Origin of the sequence: Micromonospora sp. NPDC005553 (assembly GCF_042871765.1) — a bacterium.
Taxonomy (GTDB): Bacteria; Actinomycetota; Actinomycetes; order Mycobacteriales; family Micromonosporaceae; genus Micromonospora.
Map to the genome: position 1 here is coordinate 35,296 of NZ_JBIAJD010000008.1, position 16,217 is coordinate 51,512.

Consider the following 16,217-nt stretch of genomic DNA (forward strand, 5'->3'; position numbering starts at 1 on the left):
GGCGCGCTTCGGGTTGGGCTGATTGTGCTGTTGCTACCGCGGTTTAAACATGGCGATCACGATTAGGGCGAAGAAGGAGATCGCCAAGATCACCCAGCCGACGTTTATTGCGAGGTCGATTACCACGCCCCGGGTACCGGGAATCAGCAGAAGGATGACGATGCCAACTAGGAGCCCCCGCAGCGGTGAGGGCTTCCTCTTCCCGGCTTCGCTCTTCGATGTGCTCATCTCCGCATATCCTCCTAGGCGAACCGGCGTCGACGCCGCAGCAGACGTGTTGCGGAAATGACCGAGTGCAAGCATTTGTAATTGGCGGCAGCATTCAGGACGCTAGCGGGTTCGGAGATCGCGAGTAGTACCGATACGCCGCCTTGACCTGACCCACCCAGAAGTCCATCTTCGCCGACTTCGATGGGTTCCTTCCAAGTAACTGCATCCTGATCGCAAGTGCGTAGAACCCAGGACCTGCGTCGTTGGCATCGAGGTACCGCACTAGAGCAGAGATCATCAAATTCGTAGCGGGATAATTTCGCTCCACGATTAAGCCCAGTAGGTGTCCCATAGCAGCTCGCTCGTCCTCACGGTCGAAGTCGAAACCTGGGATCCCTGTTCGGTGCACCAACGTGGCGTTTAGCTCCGTATAGGTCGTAACATTTTCAAGCCGTGCACGTTGAACGATGAAGTCGAGCCCGGCTGTGGTCAGCCGTTCCCACGTGTCATCATCTCGGCCATACAACGACATGGACATCGCCTCCGTCATGGAGGCTAGTTGATGACTGCTCGCCTCGAAAGACCGCGTGGCAATGCAGGCACCGATATCGGCCAACAGTGGAGCCCAGGCAGCGGCAAGCCAGAAGCGTGGCAGTACCGACTCAGACCACCAAGCCCTCGTCCGGAAGAGGCCTTCAGGCAGCAGAGCGCGGCAGACCGAGGCCAGGCGAACTGACCCAGCGCCCAGGCAGTGGCCAGTCCGTCCCAGGCGGTCAGACGCCAACCAACGATGACGAGGCCAACCAACGGCACCCAACAATCGGCCATTCAAAGCCGCAGTCGAGGCTCCCAGATGTAGGGCGACGGACGAGTCGACCTGTACGCCGGATTCTGTGCGCGGCGCGTACCCCGAGGGGTTTGCGCCGGCGGCGGCCATCCATCTCGGCCTGCCGTTGCCGGCAGGCTCCAGCGGCCTACCCGCAGACATCGGGCGGGCAGCCCTCAAGCGTCTGCGCCGGGTCGTCACCTTGCGGTTACGGCCCTTGCTTGGCCTTGCTCCGGGTGGGGTTTACCAAGCCACCCCGGTCACCCGGGGTGCTGGTGGGCTCTTACCCCACCGTTTCACCCTTACCGTCCCCGTTGGGGTCGGCGGTCTGTTTTCTGTGGCACTGTCCCGCGGGTCGCCCCGGGTTGCCGTTAACAACCACCCTGCCCTGTGGAGTCCGGACGTTCCTCGGCGGCGGGCCGAAGCCCGCCGACGCGGCCGCCCGGTCGACTCGTCCGTCGCGCTCTCATCCTAACGACGCCGCCGGCACGCCTATTGCCGCCCCGCAGGCGGGTGCCCGCGCGGACCTGCGCCGCAGTCGGGCCTTCGACAAGCCCGGCCCGCACGGCAGCACGCGTGGAGACGGACATTGGGTAGCGAGCAGTCAGTTCACGCTGATTGTCACGACTCCGGTTCCGGCGTACGCCTTCGGCAACTCGGTGAGGACCGGACGCCCGGTGGGCCACTCGGCGTCGGGACGTCCCAGCGCGGCGGCATGGGCTAGCTGCCAGTCCACACCTTGACGTAGCAGACGCCCCACCAGCAGAGCGGTCGCGTAGCCCAGCTCGACGACCTCCAGCGCTGGTAGGGCACCGATGTGCTCTCCCAGGGCCGGGCGGGCGGAGGTGGCCGCGGCAAGGCAGAGTGCCGGCACGTGGACGTGCCGCCCCGCGTCCCTGTGTGCGGTGACCACGAGCCCGGAGAGCGCCGGGTTGCCGGCACCGAGCGCGACCAGCGCCGTGTGGTCGGGGATGACCGCGGCCTCGGTCACACCGCCCGCCGGTCATCTTCGGCTAGAGATCCCGGGACATTGCCAGCCTCGACGGCCGCCCAGACGTCCTCGCCCCGGGTGAGGTCGTCGGCGCAGAGGTCGGAAGCGATCTTGAGTCGGACGTACTGCTCTGCGCGCGCCGCGCGGTCGCGCAGTTCGTCGGCGGTGAGTGCCGCCCGGGTGAGTTGGGCGACGAGGTCCCGCATTGTCGTTCCACGTTCGTTCGCCAGGAGCGCCAAGCGGTCGCGTACCTTGGTGTCGACTTTGATCGTGGTATCCACGACCGGAGTATGCGACCGGTATACCGCCGCCCTGTTCCGCCTCGCCGGCCAGCTCACGACGGGTTCGGCGCGCGTACTAGCCTCGTGGGGCTATGGATCTCTCCCACGCCGCGCTGCTGCTCGCCGCCGGTCTCGCCGCTGGCACTGTCAACGCGGTGGCCGGTGGCGGATCGTTGATCACCTTTCCGGCGATGATCGCGATCGGGTTGCCCCCGGTGCCGGCGAACGTCAGCAACTCCGTCGCGGTCTTCCCCGGCTACCTGGCCAGCGTGGCGGGCAGCCGGCAGGATCTGCCGCGTCCCCGGGCGCTGGCCACGCTCGTTCCTACCACCATCGTGGGCACGATTGTCGGGGCGTTGCTGCTGTTGGCCACTCCGGCCCGCGCGTTCGAGGTGGTCGTACCCTTCCTGGTTCTTGGCGCGACAGCGGTCCTGGCCTTCCAGGACCCGCTGCGCCGGCTGGTCGGTCACCCCCGGGACCTGTCGCCACGCCGACGGACGGTCGCGGTGCAGACAATGGTCGCGCTCGGCGCGGTGTACGGCGGTTACTTCGGTGCGGCGCTCGGGGTGATGCTGGTGGCCGGGCTGGCCCTGGTGCTGGACGCGACCCTGGCCCGGGTGAGCGCCATCAAGAATCTGCTCTCCGCGGTGGTGGGGTTGACGACGCTCGTGGTGTTCGCCCTGTTCGGCCCGTTGAACTGGGCGGCGGTCGCGGTGGTCGCGCCCGCCACCCTCATTGGGGGGTACGCGGGCGCGCGGCTCGTCCGCCGGCTACCGCCGGTGGTGCTCAAGACGGTGATCGTGGTGTTCGGTACGACGATCGGCCTCTACCTGCTCTGGCGCGCCCTGCACTGACCCGTCAGTAGGTCTCGCCGACGGGCTCGTGTTCGGTGTCGGCGGCGGCGCGGTTCCAGCGGGACCAGAGCACCCGCTCGCCGTAGCCGGCGGCCATCAGGTGCGCGAAGGCCAGGTAGACGAGCACGCCGACGGCGAGCACCCCGAAGCCGACCCAGAACGGCAGCGCCAGGGACTGCTCGGCGAGCTTGCCGGAGATGATCGGTGCCGGCGCGGCGGCGCCCCAGCGGACCAGGTTGAACGCGCCGGTGGCGACGCGCCGGTCGCTGGAGCCGAGGCCGAGCGCCAGGTCGGTGAGGTTGGCGTTGGCCAGGCCCATGCAGAGTCCGGCGAGCACCAGCACCACGAGCGCCTCGGCGGTGCTGGTGGAGGTGGCGAAGAGGACCATGCAGACCAGCAGCCCGGCGATGGCCACGCCGACGGTCTGTACCGCGCCGATGCGGTGGGCCAGCCGGTGACCGATCACCATGATGCCGGCGGCCAGGCCGAGACCCCAGCCGGTGAAGGCGAGCCCCAGCGGGATGACGTCCAGGCCGAGGAAGAGCGGCGTGTAGCCGAGCACCACGAAGAACACGAAGTTGTACGCGGCGGTGACCACGCAGAGGGCGATGAACGCCGGGCGGCGGTAGGTGGCGAAGATCTGGCCGACGCGTACCGGGGCCTGCCGGTTGGTGGGCTCGCGGAGTTTGCGGGAGGCCACGCCGAGGGCGAGGACCATGAAGACGCCGCAGACGAAGAACGGCAGCCGCCAGCTGACCTCGCCGAGCAGGCCGCCGATCAGCGGTCCGACGGCGAAGCCGAGGCCCAGCGCCGTCTCGAACAGGCCCACCACCCATTCCCTGTCGACGGCCAGGTTGACCAGCACCACCATGGCGGTGGCGAAGAACATCGCGTTGCCCAGCCCCCAGACGCCGCGCAGCACGGAGAGCTGGACGATGTTGTCGCTGAACGAGGCGAGGATCGCGGCGAGGCCGACCACGGAGACGCCGGTGATGAGCACCGGCTTGAAGCCGAACCGGCCGCTGGCCAGCGTCGCCGGGATCATGCCAAGGGCCATGACCGCGATGTACGCGGTGAACAGCAGCTCGACCTGCCAGGCGGTGACGCCGATCGCCTCGCCGATGGCGGGCAGGATCGGGTCGACGACGGCGATGCCGGCGATGGCGAGGAAGGCCACCAGCGTGGTGGCGTAGATGGCACTGCGGTTCGGTTCGGAACGCCGATCCACTCCGACTCCTCAGATAGCTGTATCGTACAGGTATTTATTCTGTATGATACAGCTATGAGCGATGGCAGTGACGAGAGCACCCTCGGCCAGATCGAGACCGAGGTGGCCCTGCTGATGCGCTTCGGCGAGGCCACCCGACGGGCCACCGGCACCGCCGAGCACCGGGTGCTGGACCGCGCGGCGTACGTCATCCTGCGCCACCTGGCCGACGCCGGCCCGCAGAACGTCTCGGCGCTCGCCTCCCGCCTCAACCTGGACGGCTCGACAGTCACCCGACAGGTCTCCGCGCTTCAGCGCGACGGCCTGATCACCCGTACCCCGGACCCGTCCGACGGCCGCGGCACCGTCATCTCCCCCACCTCGACCGGTCTGCAACGGATGGCGGCCGTCCAGGCCGCCCGCACCCGGCTCTACGGGGACATGCTCGCCGACTGGACCACCGATGACCGGGAGACCCTGGCACGGCTGCTGGGCCGCCTCAACCAGGCCCTGGTGGATCGCAACCGCCGCCGCTGAGCGCGCGGCGGTCTCGTCGTCTGGCTCACCGCGCCGGTCGGGCCGCCCGAGAAGCTCTTCTACAACCAAGATCGCGCAGGATCCTTGTTGTAGTGGCCTGCCGCGCGGCCTGACACCACTACAACAATGATCGAGCACGATCTTGGCGGTGAACCCGCCGAGCCGGCCCGACCGGTTCTCAGGCGAACGTTCGCCGCGCCCACGTGCGGAAGTCGGTGGTGGGCAGGTCGAGGGCGCGGGTCATCTCCGGACGGGCCGGGCTTCCGTTCTCGTTGATCTGCTCGACCGCTTTGACCATGGCGGGCAGCAGGCCGCGCTCGACGGCTTCCTGCGGGGTGAGCACGGGAGCGGTGATCTCCCGGCCGGTGACCTCGCTCAGGGTGGCCGCGACCTCGGTCATGGTGAGCAGGTCGCCAGCGAGTTCGACGTCCTGGCCGTCGAGCTTCCCCGGGTTCGTGAACGCGATCGCCGCAGCCTCACCGATGTCGTCGACGGCGATCCACGGCATCCGCGTGTCAGCGGCGAAGCCGGTGATGATCGTGCCGCTGGACCAGTCCCCGAAGAGGTAGGACCAGCCGACGAGGTTCTCCATGAAGGTCGAGGGCTTCAGGATGGTCCAGTGCGCGAAGCCAGCAGAGCGCACCATCTCGTCGATGGCCGCCTTGCTCTCCCAGTAGTGCCGGTCCCACCGGCCCTCGGCCCATCCGGGCTGGTTGCGGTGGTAGTCGCCGGCACCCGAGACGCTGCTGTGCACGACGTGCGACACACCGGCCCGGCGCGCCGCCTCGACGACGTTGCGGCCGCGGGTCACCTCGGCGTCGCCCTGCATGTCCGTCACGTCGGGGTACGGGATGGAGAAGAGGCCATCCATGCCGTCGGCCGCGGCGAACAGCGACTCCGCGTCGTCCAGGTCGCCGGTGACCAGTTCGGCACCCCGATCCCGCAGAGCCTGGGCGCTGTCGGCGCCGGGATCGCGGACCAGGGCACGGACCCGGACGCCCTTGTCGAGCAGTGCTCGGGCCGTAGCCCCGCCCTGCTTACCCGTCGCGCCGATGACGAGAACAGCCACGATGCCTCCTGAGAAACAAGTGGGGTGATCCCCCACTTCCAGTCGGCTACGATACGGGGGACCACCCCACTTCTGCAAGGCGGGCCATGAGAGCGGACGCGCAGCGCAACTACGACCTCGTCGTCACGGCAGCCTCCGAGGCGATCGCCCGCGACGGCGCGTACGCCTCGCTGGAGGAGATCGCGCGATCCGCCGGGGTCGGTTCGGCGACCCTGCACCGGCACTTCCCCACCCGGTGGTCGCTGCTTCAGGCGGTCTTCCGCGGGTGCGTCCGCAACCTGGCGGCGCGTGCCGGAGATCTGCTCGCCGCGCCGGACGCCCTCGACGGGCTGACGACCTGGCTGCACGAGGTCACCGCGTACGCCACGACAACCCGCGGCCTCGCGGAATCCCTCCTGAACGAGCCCCCCGAGGAGACCGATGCCTGCGGCGCGATGCTCGTCTCCGCCGGTGAACCGCTGCTAGGCCGAGCCATCGACGAGGGTTCGGTACGGCCCGACGTCACCATGGCCGACCTGATGATCCTCGCCAACGGCATCTCACTAGCGGCGCAACCGATGGGCGCGCCCAAGGCGGAACAACTGCTGACCCTCGCCCTCAGGGGCATCGGGTCAGCCGGCCGACCGTAGCTGTCCGCCGCAGACTTCGTCGATCATGGAGTTGTGGTGGGGGACGACTGCCGTGAACAGTCATCAACCAGGCACCACAACTCCATGATCGACGCGGAAGGACCGAGCGCGGACCGGCCGCAGACGGGCCGGGCCCGGGGCCCCGGGGTTGGGGTTAGGCGACTGGTTCTCGGGTTGGGTCGGCGTCGCGTTCGGTGCCCGGGGTGACGCGGGGGTCGCCCTCGTCGGCGAAGTAGTCGTCCGGCTCGGTGCCGTCGACTCCTTCCTCGACCTTCGCAGCCCGCAGTGCCAGCGTCACCAGCGCCGCCACGGCCAGGTTGACCGCCACCGCCACGATGCCGACGTAGATCGTCTTGGTGGTGTCGAAACCGAACTCCGACAGCGGGAACGCGGAGCCGCCGAAGTGCTTCCGGGTCGGGCTGGCCACCTGGTAGAGCATCCACATGCCCAGCCCCATGCCGGCCACCCAGCCGACGATCAGGCCGGTGCGGTGGAACCAACGGGTGTAGAGGCCCAGCGCCACCGCCGGCAGCGTCTGAAGGATGATCACGCCACCGATCAGTTGGAGGTCGATGGAGAACTGCGGGTCGAGGAAGACGATGCAGGCCACCGCGCCGACCTTCACCACCAGTGAGGTGATCTTCGAGACGTTCGCCTCCTGGGCCGGGGAGGCGTCCCGCTTCAGGTACTCCTTGTAGATGTTGCGGGTGAACAGGTTCGCCGCCGCGATCGACATGATCGCCGCGGGCACCAGCGCACCGATGCCGATCGCCGCGTACGCGACACCGGCGAACCAGTCGGGGAACTGCTGGTCGAACAGCAACGGCACGACGGTGTTGCTGTCGACAGTGCCTTCCTTGGCGCCGGGCAGTGGCTTCACGCCGGCCGCGATGGCCATGTAGCCGAGCAGCGCGATCAACCCGAGCAGCAGGCTGTACGCGGGCAGCGCCGACATGTTCCGCTTGATCACGTCGCGGTTCCGGCTGGCCAGCACACCGGTGATGCTGTGCGGGTAGAGGAAGAGCGCCAACGCCGAGCCGAGCGCCAGCGTCACGTACTGAAGCTGGTTGTTGCCGTTGAGCAGGATGCCGTCGTTCGGGTTGGGCGAGGCGTCGAACTTCGCGTCCGCGGCGGCGAAGATGTCACCCCAGCCGCCCAGCTTGTACGGCAGGTAGATGACCGCCACCAGGATCACGATGTAGATCAGGCTGTCCTTGACGAACGCGATCAACGCGGGCGCGCGCAACCCCGACTGGTACGTGTAGGCGGCCAGGATGGCGAACGCGATGATGATCGGCAGGTGTCGGGCCAGCGCGTTGTCGCCGGTGACGCCCATCGTCTTGAGCACCGCCTCGATGCCGATCAGCTGCAGCGCGATGTACGGCATGGTGGCCACGATGCCGGTGATCGCGATCAGCAGCGCCAGCACCGGCGAGTCGAACCGGTTGCGGACGAAGTCGGCCGGCGTGACGAACCCGTGCCGGTGCGACACCGACCAGAGCCGCACCAGCACCAGGAAGACCAGCGGGTAGATGACGATGGTGTACGGCACCGCGAAGAACCCGGCCGCGCCGGCACCGAACATCAACGCCGGCACCGCCACGAAGGTGTACGCGGTGTAGAGGTCACCACCGACCAGGAACCAGGTGATCCAGCCGCCGAAGCTGCGCCCGCCCAGCCCCCACTCGTCCAGGTGCGCCATGTCCTTCGGTGCCCGCCACCGGGCCGCCACGAAGCCCATCACGCTGACCAGGAGGAACAGCAGGGAGAAGACGATGATCTCGGTGAGATGGTCGCGCCACATCAGCGGCCTCCCCGCTTCTTCGTCATCTGGTAGACCAACGTGGTGGTGCCGACGCCGAGCAGGATGAAGGCCAGTTGCAGCCAGTAGAAGCGCGGGAAGCCGAAGACCCGGGGCGAGTCGCCATTGAAGAACGCCGGGATCAGCGGCACCACGATGGGGATGAAGAGCAACCAGTTCCAGGGGCTGTGGTCCTTCGCCCTGGTCGGCGCCGTGGGCGGCGCCTCCGGTTCGGGTGCAGCCATCTGACACACCTCCGGGGAGTCGTGGCTTTCGATGCAACGGCCGGAGGCTATGACTTTGTGATGGGCGTCACGTGACCCGTTTAGAAGGTGCTGCGCCGAACGGCTGGTGGCCTGCGCCGAACGGCGCAGGCCACCAGCCGAAGGGTTACCGGCTCAGAGGGCCGCGAGGTGGGCGGTGTCGTTGACAGTGCGCACCGCCACGCCGCCGTCCGGCCACATGTCGAACACCGAGATGCCGGCCGCGTCCAGGAAGAGCCGGTGCAGGAAGCCGTCGCCGGCGGCGAGGGCGTCACGCAGCACCAGCTTGATCGGCGAGACGTGCGAGACGACCACCACCGTCTCACCGGGGTACGCGGTGAGCAGCCCGCTGATGACGCGGTGCGCGCGTTCGGCGACCTGGGTGAACGACTCCCCGCCCGGCGGCGCGATCCGGGGTGAGGCGAGCCAGGCGTCCATCTCCCCCGGCCACTGCTGGCGCACCTCGGCGAAGGTGCGCCCCTCCCACTGGCCGAAGTCGCACTCGATCAGGTCGTCCTCGGTGCGGACCGGCACGTCACCGAGCGCCCCGGCGATCGACGCCGCGGTGGCCGTACACCGGGACAACGGTGAGCTGAGCACAGCCGCGACGGACGGGGCCAGCTCGGCCACCCGGGCGGCCGTCGCCTGCACCTGGGCCCGGCCACGCTCGGAGAGCGGCACGTCGCCGCGCCCGGAGTAACGCCCCTGCTCGGTGTACGGGGTCTCGCCGTGCCGGACCAGGATCAGCCGGGTGGCGGTGAAGGTCGGCCGTGGCTCCCAGGACGCCGGCGCGGTCGCCGGGTCGCTGCCGACGATCGGGGCGGCGGGCGTCGTCGAGGGCTGGCCGGCGGCCGGCGTCGTCTCGGGACGGCCGGGGGCCGCGGTCGCCGACGGACGACCTGCGGCGGCGTCCATGGCGGCGTTGGCGAGGGCGTCGGCGTGCCGGTTCTGCTCGCGCGGAATCCAGCTGAACCGGACCGCGGTGAACCGGCCCACCAGCGCGGCTGCCTGGGCGGCGAGGGGCCGTAGGCCGGGGTGCTTGATCTGCCACCGGCCGCACATCTGCTCGACCACCAGCTTGGAGTCCATCCGGACGTCCACCTCGGCGGCGCCCAGCTCGGCGGCGGCGGTCAACCCAGCGATCAGGCCCTGGTACTCGGCGACGTTGTTGGTGGCCGTGCCGAGCGACTCGGAGCGCTCGGCGAGCACCTCGCCGGTCTCCGGGTCGCGGACCACAGCGCCGTAGCCGGCGGGGCCGGGGTTGCCCCGGGACCCACCGTCGGCCTCCATGGAGACCACGCGCGGCGCCACGACCTACAGGCCCGACTCGTTGGTACGGACCATGATCCGTCGGCAGTCCTCGCAGCGGACCACGTCATCGGGGGCGGCCTTGCGGATCCGGGCCAGGTCGGCGCCGGACAGGTCCAGGCGGCACCCGCCGCAGCGGCCCCCGGTGAGCAGCGCGGCACCCAGCCCGGTGTCCTCGCGGATCTTGTCGTAGAGGTTGACCAGATCGCTCGGGAGATCGCCGGCGAGCGGCTGACGGGCGCCCCGCTTGAACTCCTCCTCCTTGGCGATCTCGGCCAGCGCCTCGTCGCGGCGCTGCTCGGTCGCGGCCCGCTTGTCCCGGGTCTCGGCCAGCCGCTGCTCCACGCCGTCCAGTACGCCCTGCGCGGTCTCCCGCTGCTCCATCAGCTCCAGCTCGGCGTCCTCCAGGTCGCCCTGGCGGCGCTTGAGCGAGACCAGCTCGTGCTGGAGCGCCTCCAGCTCGCGGGCCGGGCCGGTGCCGGCGGCCAGCCGGTTCTCGTCCTTCTCCTTGCGGGCCCGGACCTGCTCGACGTCCTTCTCCAACCGGGCGATGTCCCGGTCCAGGTCGTCCACCGCCACCTGGGCGCGAACCCGCTCGTCCTCCATCGACGACAGCTCCCGGGCCAGCGACTCCAGCTCGGCCCGCTCGGCAAGCGTTCGCCTACGGTGGGCGAGCTGGGCGAGGTTGGTGTCGATCGCCTGGAGGTCGAGCAGGCGGCGCTGCACCTGAGGGTCAGCCTTCACGGTCGGGCTCCTTGTCGTCCACAACGGGTGCGGCGGCGTGCACGGTCCACGGGTCGGTGTCCAGGTCGGACACCAGCGTCTCGACGTCCAGCGCCTCCCTGAGGAAGGCGGCCAGGTCGTCCAGCCACGGTCGTTCGGTCGCCCAGTGGGCGGCGTCGATCAGGGCGGGACCATCGGCGGCGAGGTGCTCGCCGGCCGGGTGGTGCCGCAGGTCGGCGGTGAGGAACGCGTCCACCCCGGCGGCGGTCGCGGCGCCGAGGAAGCTGTCCCCCGACCCGCCGCTGACGGCGAGGGTACGAACCATACGCCCGGGATCCCCCGCCGCGCGAACTCCCCAGGACGTGACGGGGAGCACCGCCGCCGCGTGCCGGGTCAGCTCGGCGAGGGTCATCGGCTGGGGCAGTTCGCCGACCCGGCCGAAACCCCTGTCGTCGCCGTGAGCGGGCGAGCCGGGCGCGGGTCGTTGGAGTGGGCGCAGACCGGTGAGCCCGAAGCGGGCGGCGAGGGCGTCGGAGACGCCCGGGGAGGCCACGTCGGCGTTGGTGTGCGCCGCGTACAGCGCCGTCCCGGCCCGGATCAACCGGTGGATGATCCGCCCCTTGAACGTCGTCGCGGCGACCGACGACACCCCGCGCAGCAGCAGCGGGTGATGCGAAACGATCATGTCCGCTTCGGCGGCCAGGGCCTCGTCGACCGTCTCGGGCACCACGTCGACCACGCAGAGCACCCGGCGGACCGGAGCGGCCGGCTCACCGAGCACCAGGCCCACCCGGTCCCACTCCTCCGCCCAGACCGGCGGAAAGCGCCGTTCCAGCGCGGCCACCACGTCGCTGACTGTGGGGGCGGATCCGCTTGTGCTCACGGCGGGCCAGCTTACCGGCGTCGGGGCGGCCGGGCGGTGACACCCGGCCCGGCCGCGTCGGGTGGAAGATCTGCCGGACGCGCTACGCGGCGCTCCAGGAGACGGTCTGCAATGCGGCCAGCGGCATCGCCCAGGGGAAGGCGTGCAGGTGCTGCTCCCCCGTTCCGGGCGGGTGCAGGGCGATCACATCGTCGCCGAAGAGCACCGTGACGCCCCACTCGGCCAACCGGGCCACCCCGGCACGAAACGCCGGGTGGCAGGCCATCGCCGCGTTCGTGTACGGCACCGCCACGATGGGGACTCCCTTGCCCTGCGCCTCGACCAGCAGCCCGAGCGCCAGCGTGTCGGTGATCCCGGCGGCCCACTTGTTGACCGTGTTGACGGTGGCCGGGCAGACGATCATGGCGTCGGCGGGCGGCAGCACGTCCGGGTCACCGGGGTTCTTGTAGTGCGTCCGCACCGGGTGACCGGTCTGCCGAATCAGGGCCGACTGGTCGACGAACTTCGCGCCGTCCGGCGTGGTGACCACGCAGACGTCCCAACCGTCCTGTTGGGCGAGGTCGACCAGACGACCGACGTGCCGGGCCAGCGGCGAGCCGCAGGCGATGACGTAGAGCACCTCACGGTGCCCGCTGTTGTGCGCTGTACCGGCCATCAGACCGGCTCCGCGCTCATACCCCTACTCCCATGTGCTCAGCCAACTCCGCTACCGGAGAAGGCGGCGCACCACGTGTGCGACGGAGGATGTCGGACATCACCTCGTGCGCGATCGGCCGGCAGCGGATCTCCGACGGGGCGAGCCGATCACCGAGCAGCAGCATCTCGCCGGCGTTCGCCACGTCACCTATCTGGGCGTAACCGCGGGCGATGTCGAGCAGGTGGTGGGCGCGGCGCTCGGGCAGCAGCGCGTTGAAGGCGGGCTCCGCGATGCGCAGCTGGTGCACCTCCACGGCCCGCCCCCCGTCGCCCAGCTCCACGGCGGCGGCGGCCCGGTGCAGTTCGACATTGGTCGGGCCGAACGACGTCCAGTAGTGGTTGTAGTCGCCGCCGAGCAGTGTGGCGGCCTCCTGCGCGCAGTTGATCAGGTCGTCGACGCTGGCCGAGTCACCGATGCGGGACGCGGCCATCGCACCCTGGAGCAGCAGCATCCCGTAGACGGAGAGGCGGGCCGGGGAGACCGCGTTGCTTCCACCCGGTGCCAGCCGGTTGGCGATCTGGACGTTCAGCTCCAGCGCGGGACGGGCGCGCCCCATCGCGACCAGGGCGTTGCACACCCGGGTGGTGGCGATCCCGGCGAGCAGCGGGTCGTCGGCCCGTTGGGCCACCGCCATCGACCGGTCGGCGGCCAACCAGGCGAGCTCGCACTCGCCGAGCTTGCGCAGCACCGAGGAGGCGATCTGGTAGACCTGCCCGAGCAGGTGGGCCGCCTCGGCGGCCTGCTCACCGCCGTAGGCGGCGTCGGCCGCCTGAGCGTCGCGCAGAAGCTTCGGCAGCGCCCGGGTGAGCATCCCGTAGCGGCCGTACTGGTAGGTGAGCCAGGCGTGGTTGACGGCCTTGCGCATGTCGTCCATCGGCGGCGGGTACGGCGCCGCGTCGAAGTACGCGCTCATCGAGTCGTAGCGTTCCAGCGCCGCCCGAATCTCCTGCACCTCGACCTGGTCGATGCAGTTGAGGGCGTCGGCGCGCCGCTCCGGGTCCTTGCCCATCAGCAGCTGCACGTCCATCTGGAGGATGTCGGCGATCTCGTAGAGGACGGAGAACTTGTCCAACCGGCGGACGCCACGTTCGACCTTGTCCACCCAGCTCTTGGACTTGCCCAGCCGGTCCGCGAAGACCTGCTGCGACATCTTGCGCCGCCCCCGCCAGTAGGCAACTCGCCGTCCTATGGGTAGCTCGTCCATCTCCCCATCCTCCCCTGCCACCGACAACCAATCGAGTCGGGGCGATGTCCGCGGGTGCGGCGACTGCCGTTCGTGTTCAGGTTTTGGCTGGTCGCACAGGATGTACGTCAGCCGGACAGCTAGTCCTCGTACTTTTCGTGCAAGTTGCACGGGCCGTTCGTCAACCTCAACGATCGTGGGTTACGGCAGTGACGGTGCTCGACATGCGACCTGGCGAACGCCGGGCCCGACGAGAGGAGTTGGCACACATGTGGGGGAATGTCGTACCGCGCGTTGCCGAACTGTCGCCGCTGGAACGGGTCCGGCTGCGCCGGGTCGCCATCCGGTACGCGGTACACGGCTGGGAAGTCACCCCGGGCGCCTGTCTGGCCCGTAGCCGCTTCGTCTGCGGGCGGGCCGGCTGCCCCACAGTGGGCTGCCACCCCGCCCTGGAGAACTGGGAACTGGCCGCCAGCGCCGACCCGGCCCGGGTGGCGACCTGGTGGCGGAACCGACCGCACGGGGTGTTGCTGCCCACCGGCCGGGCCTTCGACGTGCTGGAGGTGCCCGCCCACCTCGGCCGGCACGTGCTCGACGCGATCCAGATCCACCCGGCCGGCACCGGCGTACGCGGACCGGTGCTGGTCACTCCCACCGGGCGGTGGATGTTCCTGGTCCGCCCCGGCGACCCGCTCAGGCCGGAGCTGGAGCACTGCTTCCACGTGGTCCGGCACGGGCCGGGATCGTGGATCCCCGCGCCGCCCACCCGGCTGCCGGAGGGCACGGTCCGCTGGGCGGTCGCCCCGGAGCAGGCGCGCTGGCAGCTTCCGGATTCGTACCTCGTGCAGAACACGTTGATCGGGGCGCTGCGCGCCACCGGGGTGACGCTCGCCCCCGACCTGCTCCCCGGTCACCTGCCGCTGCCCCGACGCGGCATGTGAAACCGGCCCGGTCGAGGATTCGATCCGGTGCCCGACAGCGTCGCCGAGGCGTCGGTCCTCGTTGACAGGGGGACGGTGCGAACGCGCGCCACGAACGGGGGAACGATGTCCACAAACGACAGAGCGCCTCACCCCGGCGGCACCGAGCCGCCCCGGCGCAGCCACCGGGGGCGCCGCTGGGCCGGCACCCGACCGTCCGGGTCCCGCCCCGGCCGCCCACGCCCCACCGGCTCCCGCCCAGCCGGCACCCACCGCCCCCTCCGCTAGTCCGCCGCCGCAACCCTCTCCCCCAGCCCTGCCCGCCCGCCCGCCCCCGCTCACCGCGATCTTGCACTTGCTGTCCCGACAATCTCCACGCAAAGGCACAGAACACCAACCGAGAATGCAAGATCGCGGGCGCGAGAGGGCGTGCGGGGGGCGCGGGGGCGTGTGGGGCGCGGGCTAGTCGGTCAGGGGGAGTTCGAACGAGTGGTACTCGCGGGCGTTGTCGGTTATTGCCGCGTGGGTGTGGTCGTCCAGGCGGGCCAGCCAGTTGAGGCCGGGGGTGCCCATGGCCAGGGCGGCGGTGGCGTACGCGTCGGCCACCCCGAGGTCGGTGCCGACCACCGTCACCGAGCGCAGCCCACTGGCCGGTGCGCCCCGGCGCGGGTCCAGCACGTGCCGGCCGCGTTCGTACACGCCGGACGTGGCCACCGCCAGATCGGTCCCGCTGAGCACCAGGCAGGCCGCCATCGCGTCCCACGGGTGCCGGATACCGATGCGCCACGGTTCCCCGGACGGTGACAGACCCCGCACCCGTACGTCGCCGCCGGCGTTCACGCAGTGGTTGACGGCACCGGCGGCGACGAGGCGGTCCGAGGCGACCTGGGCGGCCCAGCCCTTGACGAAGCCGGACGGGTCGAGCCGACCGGTGGCGTACGCGTCGAAGAACCCGTCGGTGGCACCCCAGAGGTCGGCGCAGGTCTCCAGCACGAACCGCAGGTCAGCTGACGCTTCGGAGAGCAGCACCTCACCACGGTCGAAGCGACAGACCTCGCTGTCCGGCTGGTAGGTGCTGAACCGCGCGTCCACCTCGTGCATCCAGGCGAAGACCTCGTCGGCCAGCTCGCGCAGCGTCGCCGGTGGCAGATCGTCGGCGAGGTCCAGTGTGATCGTCGTACCCATGATCTGTTCGACCCGGCACAGCCCGGGTCGGGTCAGCGTGGCCCGCACGTCAGAATGCCTGCTCGATGGCGGACCGCAGCGACTGCTTGTAGGAGTTGCTGGTCTCGGTGGCGCCGGAGACGGTGTTGAGGTTCGCGTTCTGCTTCTGCACCACCTGGCCGCCGCTGCCGTCGTAGGAGCTGCGCACGTCGCCGCTGTGGATGTCGGATTCACCCCCGCTGGGCAGCGACACCGCGACGGCGTCGACGATCCGGTTACCGGAGACGACGATCTGCACCCGTACATAGCCGTATTCGTTCTTGACCTCGTCCCCCAGGACCCGACGGGTGGTCGACTGGGGTGCCTTGGTAGTGGTCCGCGGAGCGCTGGGGGCCTTCGTCGTCTTGGTGCCCGACGACGGGCGGGCGGTGGTCTTGCCGGGTTTGGGGGAGACCGGCGCGTCGGCGGTCTTCGACGGGGTAGGCGCACCGCCCGGCACGGCCGGGTCGGCGCTCGGCTCGACATCCTGCGGGGTGGGGTTGACCGGCTGGGCGGTCGGCAGGTTCTGGGCGACCTGGCTGGTGCCTGGCGAGCCCTTGAACACCACGAGCGCGGTGGTGCTGGCGGCCAGGCCGGTGATCGCGAGGAGCGCGCGACGCATGGGGATGCCC

At 70.1% G+C, this 16,217-nt stretch carries 18 protein-coding genes and 1 other RNA gene; 5 read left to right on the forward strand and 14 right to left on the reverse strand.

What is annotated here, in order from left to right; all coding sequences use genetic code 11:
* The first annotated feature begins 49 nt into the window (after window positions 1-49).
* The gene (locus ACFYPG_RS28690; RefSeq protein WP_387354447.1) at window positions 50-289 is read left to right on the forward strand and encodes a hypothetical protein; all 240 of its coding nucleotides are present in this window, start codon (window positions 50-52) and stop codon (window positions 287-289) included.
* Window positions 290-1,074: 785 nt separating this feature from the next.
* Here the strand turns inward: ACFYPG_RS28690 and rnpB are convergent.
* The 3 genes from rnpB to ACFYPG_RS28705 all read right to left on the reverse strand — a co-directional run bounded on the left by rnpB (window position 1,075) and on the right by ACFYPG_RS28705 (window position 2,308).
* An RNA gene (gene rnpB / locus ACFYPG_RS28695) (RNase P RNA component class A) lies at window positions 1,075-1,490 on the reverse strand.
* Window positions 1,491-1,640: 150 nt separating this feature from the next.
* Window positions 1,641-2,027 (reverse strand): hypothetical protein, encoded by a 387-nt coding sequence (locus tag ACFYPG_RS28700; RefSeq protein WP_387354448.1) that lies wholly within the window; start codon window positions 2,025-2,027, stop codon window positions 1,641-1,643.
* Window positions 2,024-2,308, reverse strand: coding sequence for a hypothetical protein (locus tag ACFYPG_RS28705; RefSeq protein ID WP_387354449.1), 285 nt, complete (start codon window positions 2,306-2,308; stop codon window positions 2,024-2,026). Before ACFYPG_RS28705 ends, ACFYPG_RS28700 begins: the two co-directional genes overlap by 4 nt.
* Before the next feature lie 92 nt (window positions 2,309-2,400).
* Between ACFYPG_RS28705 and ACFYPG_RS28710 the strand changes: the two genes are divergently transcribed.
* Window positions 2,401-3,162, forward strand: coding sequence for a sulfite exporter TauE/SafE family protein (locus ACFYPG_RS28710; protein ID WP_387354450.1), 762 nt, complete (start codon window positions 2,401-2,403; stop codon window positions 3,160-3,162).
* A 4-nt stretch (window positions 3,163-3,166) separates the two neighbouring features.
* Here the strand turns inward: ACFYPG_RS28710 and ACFYPG_RS28715 are convergent, their stop codons facing one another.
* Entirely contained in the window at window positions 3,167-4,390 is a 1,224-nt protein-coding gene (locus ACFYPG_RS28715; protein ID WP_355494128.1) for an MFS transporter, read from the reverse strand.
* A gap of 54 nt (window positions 4,391-4,444) precedes the next feature.
* Here ACFYPG_RS28715 and ACFYPG_RS28720 point away from each other — a divergent pair, with 54 nt between their 5' ends.
* Window positions 4,445-4,906 (forward strand): MarR family winged helix-turn-helix transcriptional regulator, encoded by a 462-nt coding sequence (locus tag ACFYPG_RS28720; RefSeq protein WP_387354451.1) that lies wholly within the window; start codon window positions 4,445-4,447, stop codon window positions 4,904-4,906.
* A 178-nt stretch (window positions 4,907-5,084) separates the two neighbouring features.
* Here the strand turns inward: ACFYPG_RS28720 and ACFYPG_RS28725 are convergent, their stop codons facing one another.
* Window positions 5,085-5,975 carry an NmrA/HSCARG family protein gene (locus ACFYPG_RS28725; RefSeq protein ID WP_387354452.1) on the reverse strand — a complete coding sequence of 297 codons (891 nt, stop codon included), beginning with the start codon at window positions 5,973-5,975 and terminating at the stop codon, window positions 5,085-5,087.
* A gap of 86 nt (window positions 5,976-6,061) precedes the next feature.
* Between ACFYPG_RS28725 and ACFYPG_RS28730 the strand changes: the two genes are divergently transcribed.
* Window positions 6,062-6,604 (forward strand): helix-turn-helix domain-containing protein, encoded by a 543-nt coding sequence (locus ACFYPG_RS28730; RefSeq protein WP_355008851.1) that lies wholly within the window; start codon window positions 6,062-6,064, stop codon window positions 6,602-6,604.
* A gap of 154 nt (window positions 6,605-6,758) precedes the next feature.
* On the opposite strand, the gene mctP is transcribed toward ACFYPG_RS28730, so the two are convergent.
* The 7 genes from mctP to ACFYPG_RS28765 form a co-directional block, all read right to left on the reverse strand.
* Window positions 6,759-8,408: a monocarboxylate uptake permease MctP gene (gene mctP / locus ACFYPG_RS28735; RefSeq protein WP_387354453.1), complete on the reverse strand. Its 1,650-nt coding sequence runs from the start codon at window positions 8,406-8,408 to the stop codon at window positions 6,759-6,761.
* Window positions 8,408-8,650 (reverse strand): DUF3311 domain-containing protein, encoded by a 243-nt coding sequence (locus tag ACFYPG_RS28740; RefSeq protein WP_091409411.1) that lies wholly within the window; start codon window positions 8,648-8,650, stop codon window positions 8,408-8,410. The genes mctP and ACFYPG_RS28740 overlap by 1 nt, the downstream gene beginning before the upstream one ends.
* A gap of 153 nt (window positions 8,651-8,803) precedes the next feature.
* Window positions 8,804-9,979 carry a bifunctional RNase H/acid phosphatase gene (locus ACFYPG_RS28745; RefSeq protein ID WP_387354454.1) on the reverse strand — a complete coding sequence of 392 codons (1,176 nt, stop codon included), beginning with the start codon at window positions 9,977-9,979 and terminating at the stop codon, window positions 8,804-8,806.
* Between the two features lie 3 nt (window positions 9,980-9,982).
* On the reverse strand, window positions 9,983-10,720 hold the full coding sequence (locus ACFYPG_RS28750) for a C4-type zinc ribbon domain-containing protein (RefSeq protein ID WP_355008848.1): 738 nt from the start codon (window positions 10,718-10,720) through the stop codon (window positions 9,983-9,985).
* Entirely contained in the window at window positions 10,710-11,546 is an 837-nt protein-coding gene (locus ACFYPG_RS28755) for a Nif3-like dinuclear metal center hexameric protein (RefSeq protein WP_387354563.1), read from the reverse strand. The genes ACFYPG_RS28750 and ACFYPG_RS28755 overlap by 11 nt, the downstream gene beginning before the upstream one ends.
* Before the next feature lie 118 nt (window positions 11,547-11,664).
* Entirely contained in the window at window positions 11,665-12,237 is a 573-nt protein-coding gene (locus ACFYPG_RS28760; protein ID WP_355008846.1) for a flavoprotein, read from the reverse strand.
* A gap of 16 nt (window positions 12,238-12,253) precedes the next feature.
* Entirely contained in the window at window positions 12,254-13,483 is a 1,230-nt protein-coding gene (locus ACFYPG_RS28765) for a helix-turn-helix domain-containing protein (protein WP_355008845.1), read from the reverse strand.
* 248 nt (window positions 13,484-13,731) lie between these two features.
* Here ACFYPG_RS28765 and ACFYPG_RS28770 point away from each other — a divergent pair, with 248 nt between their 5' ends.
* Window positions 13,732-14,403, forward strand: a complete 672-nt coding sequence (locus ACFYPG_RS28770; protein ID WP_355008894.1) for a bifunctional DNA primase/polymerase — start codon at window positions 13,732-13,734, stop codon at window positions 14,401-14,403.
* 441 nt (window positions 14,404-14,844) lie between these two features.
* On the opposite strand, the gene ACFYPG_RS28775 is transcribed toward ACFYPG_RS28770, so the two are convergent.
* Both ACFYPG_RS28775 and ACFYPG_RS28780 read right to left on the reverse strand, forming a co-directional pair.
* Entirely contained in the window at window positions 14,845-15,567 is a 723-nt protein-coding gene (locus tag ACFYPG_RS28775) for an FAD:protein FMN transferase (RefSeq protein WP_387354564.1), read from the reverse strand.
* 49 nt (window positions 15,568-15,616) lie between these two features.
* Window positions 15,617-16,207 carry an FMN-binding protein gene (locus ACFYPG_RS28780; RefSeq protein WP_387354455.1) on the reverse strand — a complete coding sequence of 197 codons (591 nt, stop codon included), beginning with the start codon at window positions 16,205-16,207 and terminating at the stop codon, window positions 15,617-15,619.
* Window positions 16,208-16,217 lie beyond the last annotated feature (10 nt).